The following is a 20,133-nucleotide window of genomic DNA, read 5'->3' as shown; positions in this document are numbered from 1 at the left end:
GAAAGTGATAAATAAGAATTTATGATATCTTATAAAAACGAAGAGGTTATAAAAGTGGAAAAAAACATTAAAATACTAGTTGTAAGGTTTAAACAGATAGGAGATTCGGTGCTGGCCTCTCCTATCTGTAATACACTGAAGAAAACCTATCCAGACAGTGAGGTCGACTATGTGGTATATGAGCACATAGCTCCTCTTTTTGAAAATCACCATGCCATAGACAATGTTATAGCTATAACCAAGGAGGAGCAGAAGAACCCCCTTAAGTACATAGCAAAGGTATGGAAGGTGACAAGAAAGAAATACGATATAATAATTGATATTATGTCAACTCCCAAAAGTGAGGTATTTACACTCTTTGGCAGAAGTGCAGAGTACAGGATAGGGAGGCACAAGAAGAAGAGGGGGTATACATATACCCATAAGATACATGAACCTGTAGGTGCCAAGGATAAGGTGGACAAGTTTCTAAGAATGTTGGACCCTCTAACAGATGCGGGAATAGATGTGAAGTATGATCATGAATACAATATAGATGTTTCTTCTGAGGAGAGGTGCAGGATAAGGGAGAGGATGACTGGGGCTGGAGTAGACCTTAATAAGCCGATAGTTGCTTTTTCCATAAACTCCAGAAGACCTGAAAAGATATGGAACATAGAGTATATGAAGAAGTTGATCGAGAAGGTTTTGAAGGAAAAGGGAGCCCAGGGGATCTTTTACTACTCTCCAGCTGAGAAGGAGTTTGCTCTGAACCTTCATAAGGAGATGGGAGAAAGAAGGGATATCTTTACAAATATAGTTACCAAAGATATCAGGGAGTTAGCAGCTCTTATATCTCAGTGTGACATGTTTATAGGAAATGAAGGAGGTCCCCGTCACATAGCTCAGGGAGTGGATACTCCAAGTGTGGCTATTTTCTCTCCAAGTGCGGAAAAGAAGGAGTGGCTGTCCAATGCCAATGAGAGGCACAGAGGAATAGAGTATCTGGACGTTCTTTCCAATGATGAAATTGATGGGATAATGAAGGAGGAGGAGAGCAGAAGTAAGCTCTATGATTCCATAGGGGTAGACGATGTATATAATCTTGTAGAGGAAGTATGGAAAAAGGCGGATTATGATAAAAAGTATTCAGTATAAGGATTATAAAATATTTTATTTGGACTCAAGAGAGGATCTCACAGGCCTAGGAAAGGAAATCATAGATGGAAGGGTTGAGATCTTTCAGGAGTTTAAGGTGACTAAGAGGAACTATGTAGCTGGAGCTCTTTATAAGGGGGAGAAGTATGTGGTAAAGTCTCCTAGGAATGAGCATAGGATACCTCAGAGAAAGGTTCAAACTCTATTTAAGGAGGGGGAAGCTCTAACAACCTTAAAGAATGTAAATGAGCTTATAGAAATGGGATTTCATGAGTTTGTAAGTCCCCTGATGGCTATTGTTAAGCGAAGTAGTGGGATGATAGTAGACAGCTTTCTTGTGATGGAGTATGTGGAGGGAAGAAGGCCTGAAAGAGATGAGATCTCCTTAGTTGTAGATTTTGGAAAGAGATTACACGAAGCAAAGCACTATCACGGAGACTTCAATACCTCTAACTTTCTTATGACAGAAGATGGGTTGAAGACGATAGATACCCAGGGTAAGGGATTTTCCTTTGGGAGCTACAGGAAGCACTATGAGGTGATGACCTTTTCCAAGGACCTTCTTATATTAGAGCTTGGAATGGACGGAGAGAAACTTTTTAACTACCCTAAGGATGGTTACTACTACTTAGCTCACTGGATGAGAGGTTTTAAAAACTTATCTGTTGTTTCAGAGATAAAGAGAATCAAGAAAAAGTTGAGAGATAAAGGATGGAAGATATAGCATAAAATAACTTTGGGGAGAGTGTAATGCTAGATAAAATTTGTCAATTAAAGAAGTTTGATAGTATAGAGGAGGTAAGGGTGGCTACCCATACCAATATCTACAGAGGAGTGTTTCAAGGGGAAACCTACTATGTAAAGATACTTAAAAACTACAACAAAAGGGTAAAATCTCAGGACGTTCTAAGGAGTAAAGGGATGCTTGAGGAGATAGGGCTTAAATGCTTTGATGTGGTAGATGCAGGAGTTATAGAGGGAGAAAAGTACTATATCTCCAGAGAGGTAAAGGGATTCGATTTTGAGCAGATGCTCGATGGAGGCAGGACCTTTCAGGAGATAGAGGGGCTTATTACTCAGTCTATGGAGATGTTTGTGAGGATGCTCATGAATGACTTATTTTACTTTGGATACAATCTTAAAAACTTTATGTTAGAGGGTGAAAACCTTATCCTTATTGATGTAGAGGAGGTTCAAAGGAAGAGCTTTTTTAAGAGAAAAGCCAGGGTGAAAACTGTATGGAATGCATTGCGTAGCTTAAAGGCGGGGGCATCTAGGTGTAATATATCCTATGAGAGGCTGGAAGATCTTTTCTTTAAAGTATATGAAGAGAAGACAGGGGAGGCATCTAGATTAAAGAGGGATATAGCTCTGTATATGAAGGTAAGGGATATAAAGAAAAAAAGAAAAAGGTAGACCTTTAGGGGTCTACCTTTTTCTTTATGTGAATGAATGCTGCAGTTCCTTTAAAAGATAGGTTTCAGAAATTTCAGGCTTTTTAAGTTTTTTTTCTACATAATCTACCCAGATATCGAAGTTTGGATTTGTTCCGAATTTTTTTATAGCTGCATCGTTATAGAGGGTGGTCCTAAGCCTTCTAAGGGCCTCATCGGTAGTTCTGTTGAAGAATAACTCCTTTCTGTAATCCTCTAGATCCAGAGCGTAGATAGAGCCCTCGTTTACAATAAAGTTGTTGGTGTTGAAATCTCCAAAATAGATTCCGTTTTCAAGAACCTTGACAATGAGATCTAAAAACTCTTTAACCAGAGACCTGTCACGCAATAGGTGTTCAGACAGTGGTTCGCCACTTATTTTTTTGGTGACGACCTCATACTTTCCAACCCTTTCTATCTCCGGAGTCTTAATACCCAAACTATTAAGGGTATCTGAGATATAGTGGAAGTTCGTTCCAGGGTACCTTCTTAAGCCTAGTGCATATTTAAGCCTCATCTCTAACCTTGGATAAAACTTTTTTACATATAATTTTCTTTTATTGTCGTAAAAGACCTTTGTTCTCTTGTGGTCTACAATTATATCCATCTTAAACACCTCGAGCAAATTCTAAGTTAACTATAATCATATTTTAACATAATTTTAACTGTAATGCCTACCAAAAAGAAGGTCACTTGACGTAGAAAAAATTAATAATACGAAAGAAGCTAATAAAAAAAAGGCTCCAAGAGCCCCTTAAAATTTACTTTTTTACTGAGAACCAGAAAGTTACATTTCTTTCCTCATTTGGGTTTCTATATCTGTGTGGAGTAAACTTCTCTAGATAGATAGAGTCCCCCTCCTCTAGTATATAGATCTTATTCTCTAATTCGATCTCTAAGGTACCTCTAACTACCACACCTATCTCATCATAGTTATGCCCCCATGATAGGTCGCTATAGTCGCTGTTACCCTCGATTGTTATGGCGATACCGTTAAGGTCGTTAGTTCCCTTAGTAAGAAGCTCGATCTTTGTCTGTTCACTCTTAGATGAGAAGATCTCCTTTCTCTCCTCTCTTTTGAGAACAGGACTCTTCTCCGTTCCGTCCTGGATGATCTCCATAAGGTTAATATTTAGTGCAGTACATATTTGTTGTAGGTTTGAAACTGAAGGGCTGTTTTGATTTCTTTCGATATTACTGATAAACCCCACAGAAAGACCTGTAATTTGAGAAAGTTCTTTAAGAGTAAGTCCCTTATCCTTTCTATAAAACTTGATTTTTTCCCCTAGATTATTCACTATATTCCTCCCAAAAAATATATATTAATACTTAGAATTATAAATAGAATCAGATAGGTATATATATATATTCAAAAAAAATAACAATTCTTGAAACAAATTATACCATATATAAACAGATAAGTAAAACATATATGAAAAAAAGCACCCTTAAAAGGTGCTTAAAGTTCAAATGGTGCCTAGAAATGGATTCGAACCATCGACCGCTCGGGTATGAACCGAGTGCTCTAGCCAACTGAGCTATCTAGGCAATGGTGGAGATAAGCGGAGTCGAACCGCTGACCTACGCAGTGCAAGTGCGTCGCTCTCCCAACTGAGCTATATCCCCAAGTGGTACCCCGTAGGAGAATTGAACTCCTGTCTACAGAGTGAAAATCTGGTATCCTAACCACTGGACGAACGGGGCAAAATATGGAGCGGGAAACGAGGGTCGAACTCGCGACATTCAGCTTGGAAGGCTGACGCTCTACCAACTGAGCTATTCCCGCATCTGTTGGATGTCCCTTGGACAAGAATAATAATATCATAAGTAGTGGGGTGTGTCAAAGGTTTTTTTAAAAAAGTTTTATTTTTTTTCATAAAAGGAAGGGGGAGAAAGAAATAGTAGAATATAGAAGGTAGAAATCCAGTAAATTTGGTAGGATAAACCTCAAGGAGGCTACCTTAAAACACAGAAAAAACATATAGCACTGCTATAATCGGTGGGTAAAAAATAAAAGAATGATCAGGGGGAGAGTAAATGAGGAACCAAAAGAGAATATCGGGTTTTACCTTTTTAAATATAGTTTTTTACTTTGTGGCAATGAGACTTATGGGTGTAAGGAATGACTTGGCGGTAAATATTGTGTTTATCTCCATAGCAACCCTCTACTATCTGTTTAATATCTACTATTCAGATGATGAGATAGAGGTGAGCCTCATGTCAGCAGCAATAAACGTCTTTGCTGTATTTATATCCTTTAATACAATCAGGCTAGGGAAAGCACTGAGCCTTCATCTGATAATGTTTATATATCAGATGATAACCTTCTACATCCTGAATAACTTTATGAGAATGAAAAAGAATGTACTGATAATAGGAGATCATCCGCAGAAAGATGAGATCCTGGAGATGATAGAAAAAAATCATGAGTACTCTGAGGTGATTCAGATGGCCGACGATGATGAGGGACTTCTCAACCTGAACAACCTAACAGGACTTATCTTCAGAAAGGAGATAGGGGAGGTAGCTGTACTCTCTAAAAGGGATGACAGGATAACCAATAACCTTCTGAGACTGAAGATGGAGGGACTGAGGGTATATGATTTCTATGGATTCTATGAGGAGGTAGAGGGGAAGGTGGCTGTAGAGGCTCTAGATGAGGAAAAGCTCCTCTTGGATAATGGTTTTGACATCTATCACAACTCCTTCCAGAAGCGTATAAAGAGAAGTCTTGATGTTGTTCTCTCACTGATTGTGGGGATAGTGACCCTGCCAATTATGCTTCTATCCATGATAATCATAAAGACTGAGTCAAGGGGTCCTGTATTCTTTGTTCAGGAGAGGGTGGGATTTGATAATAAACCCTTTAAGATAGTTAAGTTTCGTTCCATGAAGATGCACGATGAGAATGAGCACTCTAAGTATGCTGGGAAAAATGATTCAAGGATTACAGGCTATGGCCGTGTCATGAGGAAAACCCGTATCGATGAGCTTCCACAGATATGGAATGTACTCAGGGGAGATATGAGTTTTATAGGACCTAGGGCTGAGTGGAGTAAGCTGTCGGAGGAGTATGAGGAAAAGATAGCCTTCTATCCTCTGAGACACTCTGTAAAGCCGGGACTTACAGGTTGGGCTCAGGTAAGCTACCCTTACGGGGCAGGGCTGGAAGATATGAAGATAAAGCTTATGTATGATTTTTACTATATAAAACATCAATCATTGTCCCTGGATGTAAAGATAATATTTAAAACAATCAGAACGGTATTATTTGGTAAGGGACAGTAGGGGACAGGTGAGAATTGCTTGGATGCAGCTAGAAGAAATAAATCTATAAAAAAACATATAGGACTGGGACTTATATTCAGAATAGGGGGTATAGTGGCAAACCTTATGGTTATACCTGTAACCCTGAAGCTTCTGGGACAGGAAAAATTCGGAATATGGGTAACCCTCCTTACAGTTATAAACTGGGTCAGCTTTTTTGATATGGGAATAGGGAATGGACTCCGAAATAAGGTAACTGAGTGTCTCAGCCACGATGATAGGGAGAAAGCAAGGGAGTATGTAACAACTGCCTATATAGTTATGGGAGGTGCTGTAGTAGCAGCAGCCCTTGTCTACCTTGCAATATCCAGAGCTGTGTCCTGGGACAGGGTATTTAACAGCAAAAGCGTAGGAGGGGGAGATATGTACCTTCTCATGGGGATAGTGGTTGTGGGTGCTCTCATCAACTTTGCAGTATCCCTGGCTATACAGCTCTACTACAGTGTTCAGAAGGCCTCGGCGGGATCTCTGGGGAACTTTCTTTCCCAGGCAGGAACCCTTCTTCTTCTGGGGTACTTTTTAAAGTTTGGGAGTTTATCCATAAAGGGTGTAGCCCTTATAAATATGGGAGCCCTAGTGGCTACTAATCTCATTTTGAACTGGACATTTTTTAAGGGACATACCTTTCTTCTGCCATCTCTCAGATACTTTAGGAGGGAGAAGGTGGGATCCTTGGTTATGCTGGGAGGGAAGTTCTTCGTGATCCAGATGGCCACTGTGGTGATCCTGACAACTGATAATATGATAATAACGAGGCTTCTGGGACCGGAGTATGTGTCGGGATATAATATAGTATCTAAGCTATTCAGTCTCATAATAATAGGTCACGGTATAATATTAGCTCCTCTTTGGTCTGCCTATACTGAAGCTTACAGCAGGAAGGACGGAGAGTGGCTTATGAGGAACAGAAGGATAATGTACCTTCTCATGCTGCCCATAGTGGCAGGAGCAGCCCTACTCTTTGCTATCTACCCCTATATTATAAAGATATGGATAGGAGAGGATTTGGGGATCTCAAGGTCCCTTGTGGCGTTATTTGCTATTTATACTGTTATCTATACCTGGAGCAACCTTCACATGCACCTTTTAAATGGTCTTGGAAGGGTGAGGTATCAGCTGCCAGTATGGGTGTTTCAGGGGGCTATAAATATTCCCCTGTCCATCTACTTTGTAAGGGTTCACAATATGGGAGTGAATGGAGTGATGCTGGGAACGACCCTCTCCCTTGTAATCTTTGCCATTATGGCTCCAGTGGAGCTTAATTACACTATAGGTAGGGTAGGGGCAGGGAAGGAATAAGTTATTGATGGAGGTTTAAATGGATTATAAATATAAATTTACAGTATTTACTCCGAGCTACAACAGAGCCGGGCTTTTGGACAGGCTGTACAACTCCCTGAAGGAGCAGACCTTCAAGGACTTTGAGTGGCTTATAGTGGATGACGGATCCACCGATAATACCGAGGAGGTAGTGAGAAGCTACCAGGACGAGGGAGTACTGAATATAAGATATATCAAGAAGGAAAATGGAGGAAAGCATACAGCTGTAAAGAGAGGGGTGGAGGAAGCTCAGGGAGAGCTCTTTCTCATGATAGATAGCGATGACTACTTTACTCCCTATGGAATAGAGGGGTTTAATGAGGAGTGGGAGAAGATAGAGGACAAGGAGAGCTACTCATCGGTATGCTGTGTGTGTAAAGATACCAAGGGTAGGATAATAGGAACAAAGTTTCCCGAGGATGTCATAGACTCCAACTCCATGGAGATAAGGGAAAAGTATGGGGTCCTGGGAGATAAGGCGGCCTTCACAAGAACGGATGTCTACAGGGAGTACCCCTTCCCGGTATTTGAAGGGGAAAGATTTATAACTGAAGCTGTGGTGGATGATCTTGTGGCTATGAAATACAAGACGAGATTTGTAAATAAAATATTTTGTGTAAAGGAGTATCAGGAGGGAGGTCTCTCAGATAACAGTTTGAAGCTCAGGGTGAACAATCCCAAGGGAACTATATACTACTACAATCAGTCTATGGAGATAGCTAAGAGCTACAAGAAGAGGCTGAGAAGCGCCATAAACTATATGAGGTTCTGTTACCATGCAGGAATGGGAACAGTAGAAGCGGTATCCAGGGCTAAGGCCAGTGTGCTGGCAGTGGTGGCAGCAGCCCCAGCATGGGCGATGTATCTAAGGGACAAAAAGGAGCTCTAGTAAGGGTAGTTAAACCCCTTCTTGAAAGAATAGAAAATGAGTTTTAAAGAGAGGTCGGAATGTTTGGATTATTGAGGAAGATACGATTAAAGATAACAGGATATCAAGATATAGAAAAGTTAAAAACCATGGGTCTCAAGATAGGAGAGGGGGTAAGTATACAGCATGGGTGCCTCATAGATGAAAATCATTGCTGGCATATCTCTATAGGAGACAGGGTGACTCTGGCTCCCAATGTGCATATACTGGCTCACGATGCAAGTATAAAAAGGGCTACAGGCTATGCCAAGGTAGGTAAGGTCGAGATAGGATCCGATGTATTCATAGGGGCAGGGAGCATAATCCTTCCGGGAGTAGAGATAGGAGAGGGAACAATTGTGGGAGCAGGAAGTGTGGTCACAAAGGATATTCCCCCTAAGGTGGTAGCTGGAGGAAACCCGGCCAGGGTTATCTGCACCATAGATGAATATCTAAAAAAGATAGAAAAGCAGATGGAGAAGGCTCCTGTATTTGATGAGAGCTATAGTGTGAGGAGGGGTGTAAGTGCCCAGATGAAGGATGAGATGAATGAGAAGATGACTGAGAAGATTGGATTCTTAGAATAGAAGGAGCTGCTATGAAGAGGATACTGATAATATCATATGAGTTTCCCCCAGTGGTTGGAGGGGCAGGAAGTGTGGCCAGGGACCTGGCTATAGGCCTATCCAAGGAGGCAGAGGTTCATCTGCTTACAGAGTGGAGAAGTCCAGAGGAAACTGAAAAACGAAAAATAGATGGCTATGTCCTCCATGAGGTGAAGTCCAGGAGGGGTATAAGACCTATCAACTATTGGAACTATATAAAGGGAATGGATCTAGATAGCTTTCATAGGATAATAATAAATGATGCCAGAGCTTCCATGGTGGCGGCACTGTTTTTTCCGGAGCAGCTTCTGGAAAGAACTGTAGTCTATATCCACGGCCGGGAACCTGAAGAGGTAATAGTTAATCCCGGAAGGATCAGAAAACTTATGAGGTACCCTCAGAGGTATGAGAGGTTTTTAAAAGGATCCAGGAAAATAGTGTCGGTAAGCAACTATATGAAGGAAAAGATAATGGCTACTGGAATTGATATAGATAGCAGTAAGATAGAGGTTATCTATAACGGAATAGAGGAGAGGAAGTTTAACCCCAGAGAGAGCAGCCTGAGAGAGGCATATAATATCTCCCCTGAAAAGACCATCCTTCTTTCGGTGAGTAGGATAGTGAGGGAAAAGGGATATGAGGAGATGGCTGAAATATTTAAAGAGGTGTGTGAAAGGGATGAGAACGTCCACTGGGTGGTGGCTGGAAATGGAGGCTACCTGGAGGAATTAAGAAGGCGGATAGAGGGCTGGAACCTGGGTGACAAGGTGACCTTTTTAGGTGGTGTTCCTAGGGAGCAGCTTCCAGAGATTTATTCGGGGGGAGACCTCTACTGGCTTTTGTCAAACTTTGATGAAGCTTTGGGACTGACCTATTTAGAAGCAAGGTTCTGCGGTACCCCTGCCCTTGCCAGAAATAAATCTGGTGAGAGGGAGACTATAGAGGAGGGGGTAACAGGGCACCTTGCAGATAGTGATGAGGATGCCATAGAGTATATCCTGGGAAGGGAATACCTTGAGCTGAGGGATATAGATAAGGCTGTAGAGGGATACAGGTTGGCAGACTCTATAAAAAAGATGAAAGAGGTGCTTGAAATTTGAAAAAAGTAGCTTTTCTTACAAATTCAATGGGAGGGGGAGGAGCTGAAAGGATAGTAGCTAACCTGGGAGAGCATTTTTCTCAGGATGGGGATCTCCACTCTGAAGTGGTCCTCTTTGAAAGGAATGACTTCTACAAACCCCATGAGGGAGTCCAGATAAATTATCTGGCTGACTTTAGAGGTAAGGAGCACCCGATACTAAAACTTCTATCCCTTCCCCTAATTGCATGGCGACTGAGGTCCTATGTGAGGAAAAATAATATAGATGTGGTGCAGAGCCACCTCTATAGGGCAAACTATGTAAATATAATGGCACAGATGATGGGAGGAACCCATGAGAGCCAGATAGTTAACCACGATAACTTCTTTAGAGGATACAGGAAGACCTTCTTTGGGAGGCAGAAGCTTAAGCTTGTAGACTTCTTCTACAAGAGGGCTGATAAGATAATCGCCATATCTGAAGATATGAGGGAGGGAATGGAGGAGCTCCTTGGAAGAAGGGTAGAGAAGATAAATAATCCCTATGATATAGAGATGATGGAGGCCAAGGGGATGGAGGAAGTGACGGAACTTCCTAAAGGAAGAAGGTATATTATCTCAGTTGGAAGCCTCATCCCATTAAAGAGGGGAGAGGATGTTATTGAGGGATACTCCAAGATAGCCAACAGGTATCCAGACTACGACCTTGTAATCCTTGGGGATGGTTCCGAAAGGAAGAACCTGGAGGAGCTTACTAAGATCCTGGGACTAGAAGGAAGGGTTCACTTCCTGGGAAGGGTTGAAAATCCCTTTAAGTATCTCAAGAGGAGTGAGATCTTTGTAATGGCATCGGAAAGCGAAGGCTTCCCAAATGTCCTCATAGAAGCCATGGCATGTGGCTGCCAGGTAGTGGCCAGCGACTGTATCTCAGGGCCCAGAGAGATAATCAATCCAGATCTTCACAGAAGAGTGGATAAGCTTACCTCTGGGGGGTATGGAAGCCTTTTCCCTGTGGGGGATGTAGAGGCTCTTGGTCAGGGCCTTGAAAGTGCCATAAAGGGACAGGCTAAATACCAGGTATCAAGGAGAGCGGGAGACTTTCAGAGGGAGATAATTATGAAGAGGTATAAAGAGGTGCTTTTAAATGGCTAAAAGGATAGCTATGGTCGTCAATGAAGCATGGAATATGTATAACTTTAGAGGCGGCCTGATAAAAAAACTTATGGAGAGGGGACATGAGGTCACTGTAATTGCTCCCAAGGATGAGTTTACAGGAAGGCTGGAGGAGATGGGGGTAAGGGTAATCGATATAGAGATCAACTCCAAGGGAGTAAATCCTGTAGAGGACTTTAAACTCATATCTGATTTCAGAAAAATCTATAGGAGGGAGAAGTTTGATGAGGTCTTCCACTATACCATTAAACCTATAATTTACGGAACTATCGGGGCAAGGCTTGCAGGGGTAAAGAGTGTGGGGGTAACTACGGGACTGGGGTATGCATTTATAAATGAAAACCTGGTATCCAAGATAGTTAAATACCTCTACAAGTTTTCTCTGCTATTTACCAGGGATGTGTGGTTTCTCAACAATCAGGATAGGAGGGAGTTTCTGGCTAGGAAGATAATTCCGGAAAAAAAGGCCTTTGTACTTCCTGGAGAGGGGATAGACCTAGAGGAGTTCAGACCCCTGGCTAAAAAGAGAGATGACGGAAAACTTGTGTTTCTTATGGTTGCCAGAGCTCTCTGGGACAAGGGAGTAAGGGAGTATTTTGAGGCAGCCAGGGAGATAAGATCTAAAAATACCGATGTGGAGTTTTGGTTCCTGGGAAAGATAGGAGTTCCCAACCCCACAGCGGTCCCAAAGGAGTTTGTGGATGAGTATGTAAAGGATGGTGTTATAAACTACCTGGGAGTGACGGATAGTGTAGCTGAGGTGGTAAGGGATGCCGACTGCTTTGTACTGCCGTCCTACAGGGAGGGGATATCCAGGGTAATAATGGAGGCCGCCAGTATGGAGAAGCCTGTAATAGCCACAGATGTCCCAGGATGCGCTGAACTTGTTGACAGAGGAGTAAATGGCTATCTGTGTGCTCCAAGGGACAGTAGCAGCCTCAGAGAGGCTATGGAGGCATTTATAGAACTCTCACAAGATGAGAGGGAGGAGATGGGAAGAGCCGGAAGAAGGAAGATGAGGGATGAGTTCTCCCTTGAAAGGGTATGTCAGGTATATGTGGATTTTTTAGAGAAGATCTGATAAGATCTTAAAATAAAAATTAGGAGGAATATGATGAAGAAGATAGTTTTATTTGTACTGAGTGCAATATTTTTGGTGGCCTGTAGCGGAATGGACAAAAAGGAAAAGAGCATTCAAACAGAGGTAATTGGGAAGATCTATGAGCTTGAAGGGGTTATAGAGGGAAGTACTATTGATATAGCCTTTGATGAGAACCAGGTAGCTGGAAGCGCAGGAGTGAACAGATACTTTGCTCCATACCTAATAGAGGGTAACAACTTAAGCATAAAGGTTGTGGGAACAACAAGGATGATGGGACCAGAGGAGCTTATGGCACAAGAATCTAAGTATGTAAAGAACCTTGAAAAGGCAGAGAAGATCGAGATGGCCGGAGAGCAGCTTGTGATAACTTCCGAGGGAGGAAAGAAGCTGGTATTCAATGAAAGGGTAAGAACTTTTGAAGAGATCGTTGCAGATAAGACCTTTAAGCTGGAGGGAGCACTTACAGAGCATGATATAACAATTACCTTTGGAGAGGGGAGACTTGCTGGAAATGCAGGGGTAAACAACTACTCGGCGGCCTATGAGGTAGAGGAAGGGATGATAAGTGTATCACCTCAGATAATAACAACTATGATGGCAGGACCAGAGGAAGCTATGGACCAGGAGAGTCAGTATCTTAAGGATCTTGCTACTGCAGAGAAGGTAGAAGCAGGAGATGAGGGAGTAATAATTACTCTAAAGGGTGGAAGACAATTAATATTTAAATAAAAAGGAGTGTGACACTCCACCCCTTCTAATCTTATGCAAGGGATTTTTATTAAGGCACTAATCTATAATTCCATACTTTACTTAATAAAAAAATAGAGAGCCTATGGCTCTCTATAATTTTTTTTCAATCCAGTTTGTTTTGGCGATGGTTTCCATAACCTTATCATATCCCATATTTGGGTTGATAGTTTCTTCGTGGGAGATAGTAATCAGTGACATTGAAATAGCAAACTTAACAGTTTCCTCTATGGAAAGCTTGTTCATGTATCCATATCCAAGACCTGCTACAAATGAATCCCCTGCTCCAGTAACATTTTTTACCACAGCATCTGTAGTCTGAATCCTTCCAGAAGATGTTTCATTTACATAGTAGATTCCATCCTCATCTAAGCTGATGAAGACATTCTTTATTCCCAGTGACAGGAAGTATTCTCCAACCTTTATAAGATCCTCTTCGCTCTCGATCTTCATACCTGAAAGAACTTCCGCTTCATACCTGTTTGGCTTGATTGTGTGGAAGTATTTTATAAGGTGTTTGATCTTTTCAGCTTTTGCTGAGGAGATAGGGTCTAGAACAAAGTAAGTAGAACCATGGTATGTATTGATAATATATTCTAAAGTTTCAGGATCATCAGCATCTAAAAAAGTATATTGAGACTGTCTGATCATCTCTCCCTTTGAATCTATAAAGTCGGGACTCATCTCCTTGATACTGTCCATATCAGCAACAGCAGAGACCATCTCTCCCTTTTCATCTAAAATAGCCATGTAGGTAGGAGTAGACCCATCCTTTAAAATAAGGGAGTTACCCATATCATAACCAATGCTCTCAGAGTGCTCGAGCATAGAACGTCCAATTTCATCGTTTCCTAAAATAGATATAAACTTAGTGTTAACACCAACTCTGGCCATGTTTTCAGCAATATTCCTAGAAACTCCACCAAAGGAAATCTTAACTCTTCCTGGAATAGAATCGTGAGAATTATATGAAGTTCTGCAGAATCCGAACATATCTACAACTGAGGCTCCGAAGACAAGAATATATGGTGCTTTATTGTTATCTGACATAACATCCTCCTAAAAAGAAAATAGATAAATATTTTATCATATTTATCATTAATTTTAAAGGGGGAATAAAAAGCAACGTGAGGTTGTATCCTGACGATCAGTGAAACGGTAACTACTTAACGAAATTTTTTTATAAATTCTGTACTTTATATTATTAATAAAAAAAGCAACTCCTCTATGGGAGTTGCTTTTAAAAGTTTAATTAAGCTTCTTCAACGAATACGTCTTTACCCATTCCACATGGAGGGCAAACCCACTCATCATGGATATCTGCAAAAGCAGTTCCTGCAGCGATTCCGTTATCTACATCTCCAACAGCTGGGTCATATACATATCCACATACTTCACATACATAAGTTTTCATATTATTAAATCCTCCTAAAGTTGTATTGATTACAAAATTATAATAACATTATTTATGTTTTGAGTCAAGAAAAAAATTACTTTTTTTCCAACATATCGAACATCCTCTTATCTGCCTGGGCAAGACGTCTACACGACTCCCTTGCTATGTTTAAAATAATCACCGAAAAGATGGGCAGGTGTTTCTTGTAGAGGATTCTAAGAGCCTTTCTAGGAAAGACGATGAGCTCGGTGTCTGCGGCAGCCACTGCAGAAGCTATATAGGGAAAGATACCGATAAGTTCAGTTTCTCCAAAGCAGTCCCCAGTATTAAATGTGATAAGTTCCAGTGAGTCGGTGGATAACTTTTCAACTATTTTAACACATCCGCTCTGAACAATGTAGATATTATCTGGAGACTTCCCCTGTTCAAAGATAACCTCTCCCTTCTTTATAGAAGTTTTCTTTAACTCCTTAAAGATGACACTTAGCTGAGGTCTGGTAAGTCCGCCAAAGATAGAGATCTTATCTAATATACACAGCACTTCGCTGTAATCTTCAAGATTACATAGTTCCTTTATCATCTACAAACCTCCAATATTCTATTCCTGTAATACATTTATATATTAAAATTGAGAATATGGCAAGGAAAAAGAGGTAAAGTTGACAAAAGCACTAAAAAGTATTATAATATCTTGAAAATAAATGGGGGATGAGGCTCTCCCTGGGGTAACCCTAAATGCTTTTGACGAAAAAGATGATGGCTTCTGCAGGATTTTTTCCTGTGGGAGTCTTTTTTGTTTTTTCAATAAAATAATTGCGGAAAAAGGAGAGAAAGTAATGAGAACAGTTTTTTCAATGGTGTTGCTGCTGGCTGGTGGGCATATAGCAGGGAAGCTGGTGGAGCGAATTAAGCTGCCAAAACTTTTAGGAATGATAATATTTGGGTGTGTTGTGGGACCGGCTTACCTGGGAGCCCTGGACGGTTTTACCCTAGAGATAGGTAAGGAGTTAAAGAGTGTAGCCCTGGTAACGGTACTTATAACAGGGGGACTGGGGATAAGCTGTGAACAGTTAAAGAAAATGGGAAGACCAGCCCTACTGCTGAGTTTTATACCGGCAGGACTAGAGGGGTTTGCCGTTGCCTTTGCAGCGGTGAAGGTATTTGGTTTCACCTTTATACAGGGAGGAATCCTGGGATTCATAATATCTGCAGTAAGTCCTGCAGTACTTATCCCGTCTATGGTGGACCTCATTAAGAGGGGACTTGGGAGGAAAAAGGCCATACCTCAGATGATGCTTGCAGGGGGATCTGCAGATGACAGTATAGCCATAGCCCTCTTCACTACCTTTATAGGACTGTACTTTGGGTCGGAGAGTTCTCTGGGAGCCAATCTTGCTGGAGTTCCGCTGTCCATAGGGTTTGGAATATTTTCAGGGGTAGTTGCAGCCTGCCTATTGAAGCCCCTATGCAGACTTGTAAGAAACCCCGTAGCCCAGTCGGCACTGGTGCTAGGTGTAGGTACGGGGATGAGGATACTGGAGGACAGGCATATCCTTGAGTTTAACTCCCTCATAGGGGTGATGGTTATGGGGTTCATGATAAACAACTATGCAGATGCCAAGCTGGGGGAGGACCTGTCCCTCTATTTGGGGAAGGCATGGCAGATTGGGCAGATTTACCTCTTTACTCTGGTAGGCGCAGCAATAGACCCAAATCTCATTGGACAACTTATAGTTCCTGGGACGCTCATCATTCTCAGTGCCCTTGTAATAAGGTCTGTGGGAACATGGGTATCTCTTATAGGTACAGAACTAAGCTACAGGGAGAGGCTCTTTTGTGTGATAGCCTACCTTCCCAAGGCTACAGTTCAATCAGCTAAGGCAGGAGTTCCCCTTCAGATGGGAGTGGCAGGGGGAGAGATAATCCAGGCAGTGGCTATCCTCAGCGTACTTCTTACAGCTCCCCTGGGAGCCATAGGGATTAAGCTAAGTGCTGAACCCCTTCTAGGAGAGGAGGAGAGGGTGGAGCTCAGAGAAGAGGCGGTTCTCTAACAGTTAAGACTTTTTAAGGTAATACAGATCATACCCAGGTAGGGATCTCTGAAAGATGGCTCCCTACCCCCTGAGGGTATATTTTTATCATTAAAGAAAGTATAGAATTATAGATTAATTCCATAAGAAAACCTTACATGAGATTAGCGAGGGGGAGCGTCACGCTCCTTTTTAATTTTTTGACCTTTCCTTCTCTTGGAATAAAATAGTAGAGGAAAGTGGGGGAATCGAAGGAACTTCTGTTTAAAGAAGTAATTCTCATAAAAACTATGCTATAATATAACTATATATTAATATAGATAGGGAGGGGCGGTATGTCTGAGAGGAGAGTTATAATGCACTATGATATGGACGCATTCTATGCATCTGTAGAGATAAGGGAAAATCCCTTCCTCAGGGGGAAACCAATAGTGGTGGGAGAAAATATAGTGACAACAGCCAGCTATGAAGCCCGAAAATTCGGAGTAAAATCTGCAATGCCCCTCCCTGAAGCCAGAAGACTCTGCCCCAACCTCATCTCCCTTCCTGTGAGAAAGGGGGTCTACGGGGAGGTATCGGCCAAGATACAGGAGCTGGTGAGGAGAATAACTGAAAAAACAGAGTTTATAGCCTTTGATGAGGGGTACCTGGACCTTACAGAGGTTATAGAAGGATACCCCAGCAGGGAGTACTTTGCCAGGAGGTTTCAGAGGGGAATAGAAAAAAATACACAGCTTACCTGCTCAGTGGGAATAGGATACAACAAGCTTACAGCAAAGATCGCAAGTGATATAAATAAGCCTGGGGGGATCTATATCTTCAGGAGCCGGGAGGAGTTTGTGGAGTATATCAGGGAAAAGGATGTGAGGATCCTTCCTGGGGTGGGTAGGAAGATGGTGGAGGAGCTAAGAAAAAAGCTTCAGATAGAGAGGGTAGGGGATGTGTACAGATACTCCCTTACAGAGCTCATAGCTACCCTTGGAAGGTCCCGGGGAGAACTTATCTACCAGTACTCCAGAGGGTATGACTACAGAGAGGTGGACTATAAGCGGAAAACCCACTCCATAGGGAATGAAAATACCTTTAAATATTACCTGGAGACCAGGGAGGAGATAGATAAGGAGATGGAGGCTCTCTTTGAAAAAACCTATGACCGCCTTAAAAACAAGGGGTTCCTCTGCAAAACGGTGGTTGTCAAGGTGAGATACAGCGACAGAAAAACCATCACAAGGTCTAAAACCTTTGAGACCTATACAGGGGACAGGATAGACCTTCATGAAGCCATGAGGGGGCTCATAGAGGAGGTAGAGGAAATAGATGAGAGGAAAAGTATAAGGCTGTTAGGGGTGTCCTTTGGAAACCTCTCAAAGCATAGGGAGAGGCAGCTGACCTTCCAGGAGAGAGAGAAACTCAGCAAAAAAGTGAACTTGGAGCTCCTGAGGGAAAAAATAAATACTATCCAAAAAAAAGGATAAGGAGTCTTTTTAATAAAAGATTAATAAAAGATTAATAAACAGATAAATGATTTTAATTTCAAAAAAGGAGTAGTATTAACTCTTGCTCAAAGGGATAATTGTGATATAATTCATATTATGTGGAGCAATAAATAAGGAATTTAAAAGCGATAGAGAGGAGCGAATTTATGAAGGTATTAGTGGTAGAGGATGAACTGAACATATTGACATACCTTAAGAAGGGTCTGACGGAAGCGGGGTATAAGGTGGACGTCTGTGAAGATGGAGAAGATGCAGTATATATGGCGTCGATCAACAGCTACGACCTGATCCTTTTGGATGTGATGATTCCTAAGATGAATGGAATAGAGGTGTGTAAAGCCCTGAGAAAGGAAAAAAATTCAGCTTATATAGTGTTACTTTCTGCTAAGGGAGAGATTGGAGATAAGGTGGCCGGTCTAGATGCTGGAGCAGATGACTATGTAACCAAGCCCTTTGCCTTTGCAGAGTTACTTGCCAGGTTGAGAGCAGTTCTCCGTAGAAACTCAGAGGATAAGGAGAGTATAATTGCAGCAAAGGATCTTACTGTAAACCTTTTAAACAGAGAGATAAGAAGGGGAGATAAGCTTATCGAGCTTACCTTAAAGGAGTTTTCCCTTCTAGAGTACTTCCTTAGAAATAAGAACCTTGTTCTTACAAGGACTATGATAGCAGAAAAAGTCTGGAATATAGATTTCTTAACGGATACCAACGTAGTGGATGTTTATATAAACCACCTGAGAAAGAAGATAGATAAGGATTTCGATGAAAAACTTATCCACACTGTAAGAGGAGTAGGATATATATTAAAGGCTTAAACTTGAAACTTAAAAGATTTCTTTATTTCCGAGACAGACTGAAGGGGAAGATACTCATTATAAGTACGGGACTTATAATATTTACCTTCATAGGGGTATCCTCCTTTTTTAACTACTCCATAGAACACCTTGTTATGATGGAGGTGGAAAAGGAGATGGAGGAGGAGATAGGCCTTCTCACAGAGACCCTGAAAAGGGGGACTCAGGATGTGGACAGACAGCTCAGCGAGATGAGCAAGCTCTTTTCTATAGTGGTAATAGAGCCCCCTAAGGGGGTAATATATATGACCACCTCAGACTTCCCTAAAACCTGGGGAGTTCTCAGGGGGTATTTTGGGGATAACTTTGGAACCTATGAGTTAAAGGGAATTCCCAAGGAGAAGATAGATGAGGTAATAGAGGAGAATAGGTATTACAGCTACAGTACCAAGCATATGCTTATGATTCCTCTTCCCAAGAATGATTTCTTTCCAGAGGGAAGTTATCTGGGACTTACCAAGGATATATCCTACTTAAAAAATATCAAGTATACAATAAACCTCATGCTCCTGGTTGTTCTCTGCTTACTCACCGGGGTTCAGATACTTCTGGTGAACTATGCAATGGATAAGGTATTGGGAGCCCTAAGGGAGCTCAATGAGTTTACCGGAGGACTCTATAAGGAGGAGGTATTCGACCTCTCTCAGCGTTTTACAAAGCGTTATGGAAGCAGAGAGGTGGATAAACTTATTGTTACCTTAAATAAACTTATAGAGAATGTAGAGATAAATATCGAGAAGATGGAGGAGTTTTCCTCCAATGTAAGTCATGAGCTTAAGACACCTATAGCTTCTATGAAGAGTATGATAGAGATAGAACTGGTGCAGGAAAGAAGCGCCAAGGACTATGAGGAAACCCTCCTAAAGATTCTAGAGGAGATAAACTGGCTGGACGGGATGATCAAGGAGCTTCTCAACCTGACACAGAATCCTCAAAGTCTTAAAAGACTATTTAAGCCTGTGGACCTGGCACATATGGGAAATGATATATGCGATATCATGGAGATGATAGCCATGGAGTCGGGAATAGATCTGTCCTGGAACTTCGATGATATTAAGGATATAAGGGTTATAGGAGATGCGGGAAGTTTAAAGCAGGTAATAATGAATCTCATAAATAACTCCATAAAGTATAACAGGGAAAATGGATGGATAAGGGTAAGGGGAGAAACCTTTGAAAATACCGTAAAGATAGTGGTAGAGGACTGCGGTATAGGTATAAAGAAGGAGAATATTGCCAGAATAACCGACAGATTTTTCAGGGAGGACAATGTAAGAACCCATAAAAAATCTGGAGTAGGACTGGGCCTTGCCATAGTAAAGCATATACTGGAGGTTCACAAGGGATATCTGGAGATATCCAGTGAACTGGGGAAGGGAAGTACATTTAAGATATGCCTTCCTATAGATAGAGAAGAAGAGAAGAAGAGGAGCTGATCCAAGGATCAGCTCTTTTTTTATAGAGTTCGCAGAGGTAGAGAATGACTTTTATAGAGGGCGTTTTCAGGGGAATCGCTTCTGGAAGTATG

20 protein-coding genes, 4 tRNA genes and 1 riboswitch are annotated in these 20,133 nt (G+C 41.6%); of the genes, 15 read left to right on the top strand and 9 right to left on the bottom strand.

The features are described 5' to 3' along the window. The first annotated feature begins 66 nt into the window (after positions 1-66). Genes QMG11_RS03370 through QMG11_RS03360 form a run of 3 tightly spaced genes read left to right on the top strand, consistent with a single transcriptional unit; the run spans position 67 to position 2,553 of the window. A complete protein-coding gene (locus QMG11_RS03370) occupies positions 67-1,137 on the top strand; it encodes a glycosyltransferase family 9 protein (protein ID WP_281833481.1) in 1,071 nt (356 codons plus the stop codon). Next, positions 1,115-1,861 (top strand): lipopolysaccharide biosynthesis protein, encoded by a 747-nt coding sequence (locus QMG11_RS03365; RefSeq protein WP_281833447.1) that lies wholly within the window; start codon positions 1,115-1,117, stop codon positions 1,859-1,861. The genes QMG11_RS03370 and QMG11_RS03365 overlap by 23 nt, the downstream gene beginning before the upstream one ends. A 26-nt stretch (positions 1,862-1,887) precedes the next feature. Then, complete coding sequence (locus tag QMG11_RS03360) at positions 1,888-2,553, top strand: hypothetical protein (protein WP_281833445.1); 666 nt, start codon at positions 1,888-1,890, stop codon at positions 2,551-2,553. A 24-nt stretch (positions 2,554-2,577) separates the two neighbouring features. On the opposite strand, the gene QMG11_RS03355 is transcribed toward QMG11_RS03360, so the two are convergent. From QMG11_RS03355 to QMG11_RS03330, 6 genes are all read right to left on the bottom strand, one after another. Then, positions 2,578-3,177 (bottom strand): BUD32 family EKC/KEOPS complex subunit, encoded by a 600-nt coding sequence (locus QMG11_RS03355; RefSeq protein ID WP_281833443.1) that lies wholly within the window; start codon positions 3,175-3,177, stop codon positions 2,578-2,580. Between the two features lie 154 nt (positions 3,178-3,331). Beyond that, entirely contained in the window at positions 3,332-3,868 is a 537-nt protein-coding gene (locus tag QMG11_RS03350) for a helix-turn-helix domain-containing protein (protein WP_281833441.1), read from the bottom strand. Positions 3,869-4,041: 173 nt separating this feature from the next. Then, positions 4,042-4,118 (bottom strand) — tRNA-Met (locus tag QMG11_RS03345). A 2-nt stretch (positions 4,119-4,120) separates the two neighbouring features. Beyond that, a tRNA-Ala gene (locus tag QMG11_RS03340) sits at positions 4,121-4,196 on the bottom strand. Positions 4,197-4,199: 3 nt separating this feature from the next. Further along, positions 4,200-4,274: transfer RNA gene (locus QMG11_RS03335), tRNA-Glu, on the bottom strand. Positions 4,275-4,280: 6 nt separating this feature from the next. Continuing rightward, positions 4,281-4,356 (bottom strand) — tRNA-Gly (locus QMG11_RS03330). A 251-nt stretch (positions 4,357-4,607) separates the two neighbouring features. On the opposite strand from QMG11_RS03330, the gene QMG11_RS03325 reads away from it, so the two are divergent. The 8 genes from QMG11_RS03325 to QMG11_RS03290 are packed head-to-tail and all read left to right on the top strand — an operon-like array spanning position 4,608 to position 12,811. Continuing rightward, positions 4,608-5,858 (top strand): exopolysaccharide biosynthesis polyprenyl glycosylphosphotransferase, encoded by a 1,251-nt coding sequence (locus tag QMG11_RS03325; RefSeq protein ID WP_281833439.1) that lies wholly within the window; start codon positions 4,608-4,610, stop codon positions 5,856-5,858. Positions 5,859-5,876: 18 nt separating this feature from the next. After that, the gene (locus QMG11_RS03320; RefSeq protein ID WP_281833438.1) at positions 5,877-7,196 is read left to right on the top strand and encodes a lipopolysaccharide biosynthesis protein; all 1,320 of its coding nucleotides are present in this window, start codon (positions 5,877-5,879) and stop codon (positions 7,194-7,196) included. 19 nt (positions 7,197-7,215) lie between these two features. Beyond that, positions 7,216-8,106, top strand: a complete 891-nt coding sequence (locus tag QMG11_RS03315) for a glycosyltransferase family 2 protein (RefSeq protein ID WP_281833436.1) — start codon at positions 7,216-7,218, stop codon at positions 8,104-8,106. Positions 8,107-8,165: 59 nt separating this feature from the next. Beyond that, complete coding sequence (locus QMG11_RS03310; protein ID WP_281833434.1) at positions 8,166-8,711, top strand: acyltransferase; 546 nt, start codon at positions 8,166-8,168, stop codon at positions 8,709-8,711. Between the two features lie 11 nt (positions 8,712-8,722). Next, the gene (locus tag QMG11_RS03305; RefSeq protein WP_281833433.1) at positions 8,723-9,829 is read left to right on the top strand and encodes a glycosyltransferase family 4 protein; all 1,107 of its coding nucleotides are present in this window, start codon (positions 8,723-8,725) and stop codon (positions 9,827-9,829) included. Beyond that, positions 9,826-10,959, top strand: a complete 1,134-nt coding sequence (locus QMG11_RS03300; RefSeq protein ID WP_281833431.1) for a glycosyltransferase — start codon at positions 9,826-9,828, stop codon at positions 10,957-10,959. The genes QMG11_RS03305 and QMG11_RS03300 overlap by 4 nt, the downstream gene beginning before the upstream one ends. Beyond that, positions 10,952-12,061: a glycosyltransferase family 4 protein gene (locus QMG11_RS03295; protein WP_281833430.1), complete on the top strand. Its 1,110-nt coding sequence runs from the start codon at positions 10,952-10,954 to the stop codon at positions 12,059-12,061. Before QMG11_RS03300 ends, QMG11_RS03295 begins: the two co-directional genes overlap by 8 nt. A 33-nt stretch (positions 12,062-12,094) precedes the next feature. Then, positions 12,095-12,811 carry an META domain-containing protein gene (locus QMG11_RS03290; protein ID WP_281833428.1) on the top strand — a complete coding sequence of 239 codons (717 nt, stop codon included), beginning with the start codon at positions 12,095-12,097 and terminating at the stop codon, positions 12,809-12,811. Between the two features lie 111 nt (positions 12,812-12,922). On the opposite strand, the gene QMG11_RS03285 is transcribed toward QMG11_RS03290, so the two are convergent. The 3 genes from QMG11_RS03285 to QMG11_RS03275 all read right to left on the bottom strand — a co-directional run bounded on the left by QMG11_RS03285 (position 12,923) and on the right by QMG11_RS03275 (position 14,805). After that, complete coding sequence (locus tag QMG11_RS03285; RefSeq protein WP_281833426.1) at positions 12,923-13,879, bottom strand: carbohydrate kinase family protein; 957 nt, start codon at positions 13,877-13,879, stop codon at positions 12,923-12,925. Positions 13,880-14,081: 202 nt separating this feature from the next. Next, positions 14,082-14,243 (bottom strand): rubredoxin, encoded by a 162-nt coding sequence (locus tag QMG11_RS03280; RefSeq protein WP_281833425.1) that lies wholly within the window; start codon positions 14,241-14,243, stop codon positions 14,082-14,084. Between the two features lie 76 nt (positions 14,244-14,319). Further along, entirely contained in the window at positions 14,320-14,805 is a 486-nt protein-coding gene (locus QMG11_RS03275) for a Crp/Fnr family transcriptional regulator (protein ID WP_281833423.1), read from the bottom strand. Positions 14,806-14,920: 115 nt separating this feature from the next. Further along, positions 14,921-14,998: riboswitch (Fluoride riboswitch) on the top strand. 63 nt (positions 14,999-15,061) lie between these two features. Here QMG11_RS03275 and QMG11_RS03270 point away from each other — a divergent pair. The 4 genes from QMG11_RS03270 (at position 15,062) to QMG11_RS03255 (ending at position 20,041) form a co-directional block, all read left to right on the top strand. After that, positions 15,062-16,276: a cation:proton antiporter gene (locus tag QMG11_RS03270; RefSeq protein WP_281833422.1), complete on the top strand. Its 1,215-nt coding sequence runs from the start codon at positions 15,062-15,064 to the stop codon at positions 16,274-16,276. A gap of 314 nt (positions 16,277-16,590) precedes the next feature. After that, positions 16,591-17,730 (top strand): DNA polymerase IV, encoded by a 1,140-nt coding sequence (gene dinB, locus QMG11_RS03265; protein ID WP_281833420.1) that lies wholly within the window; start codon positions 16,591-16,593, stop codon positions 17,728-17,730. 167 nt (positions 17,731-17,897) lie between these two features. Continuing rightward, positions 17,898-18,566 (top strand): response regulator, encoded by a 669-nt coding sequence (locus QMG11_RS03260; RefSeq protein ID WP_281833417.1) that lies wholly within the window; start codon positions 17,898-17,900, stop codon positions 18,564-18,566. 2 nt (positions 18,567-18,568) lie between these two features. Next, positions 18,569-20,041: a sensor histidine kinase gene (locus QMG11_RS03255; protein WP_281833415.1), complete on the top strand. Its 1,473-nt coding sequence runs from the start codon at positions 18,569-18,571 to the stop codon at positions 20,039-20,041. Positions 20,042-20,133 lie beyond the last annotated feature (92 nt).

The organism is Propionigenium maris DSM 9537 (assembly GCF_027925155.1).
Classification (GTDB): Bacteria; Fusobacteriota; Fusobacteriia; order Fusobacteriales; family Fusobacteriaceae; genus Propionigenium; species Propionigenium maris.
This window is presented reverse-complemented; position numbering and strand designations above follow the sequence as displayed.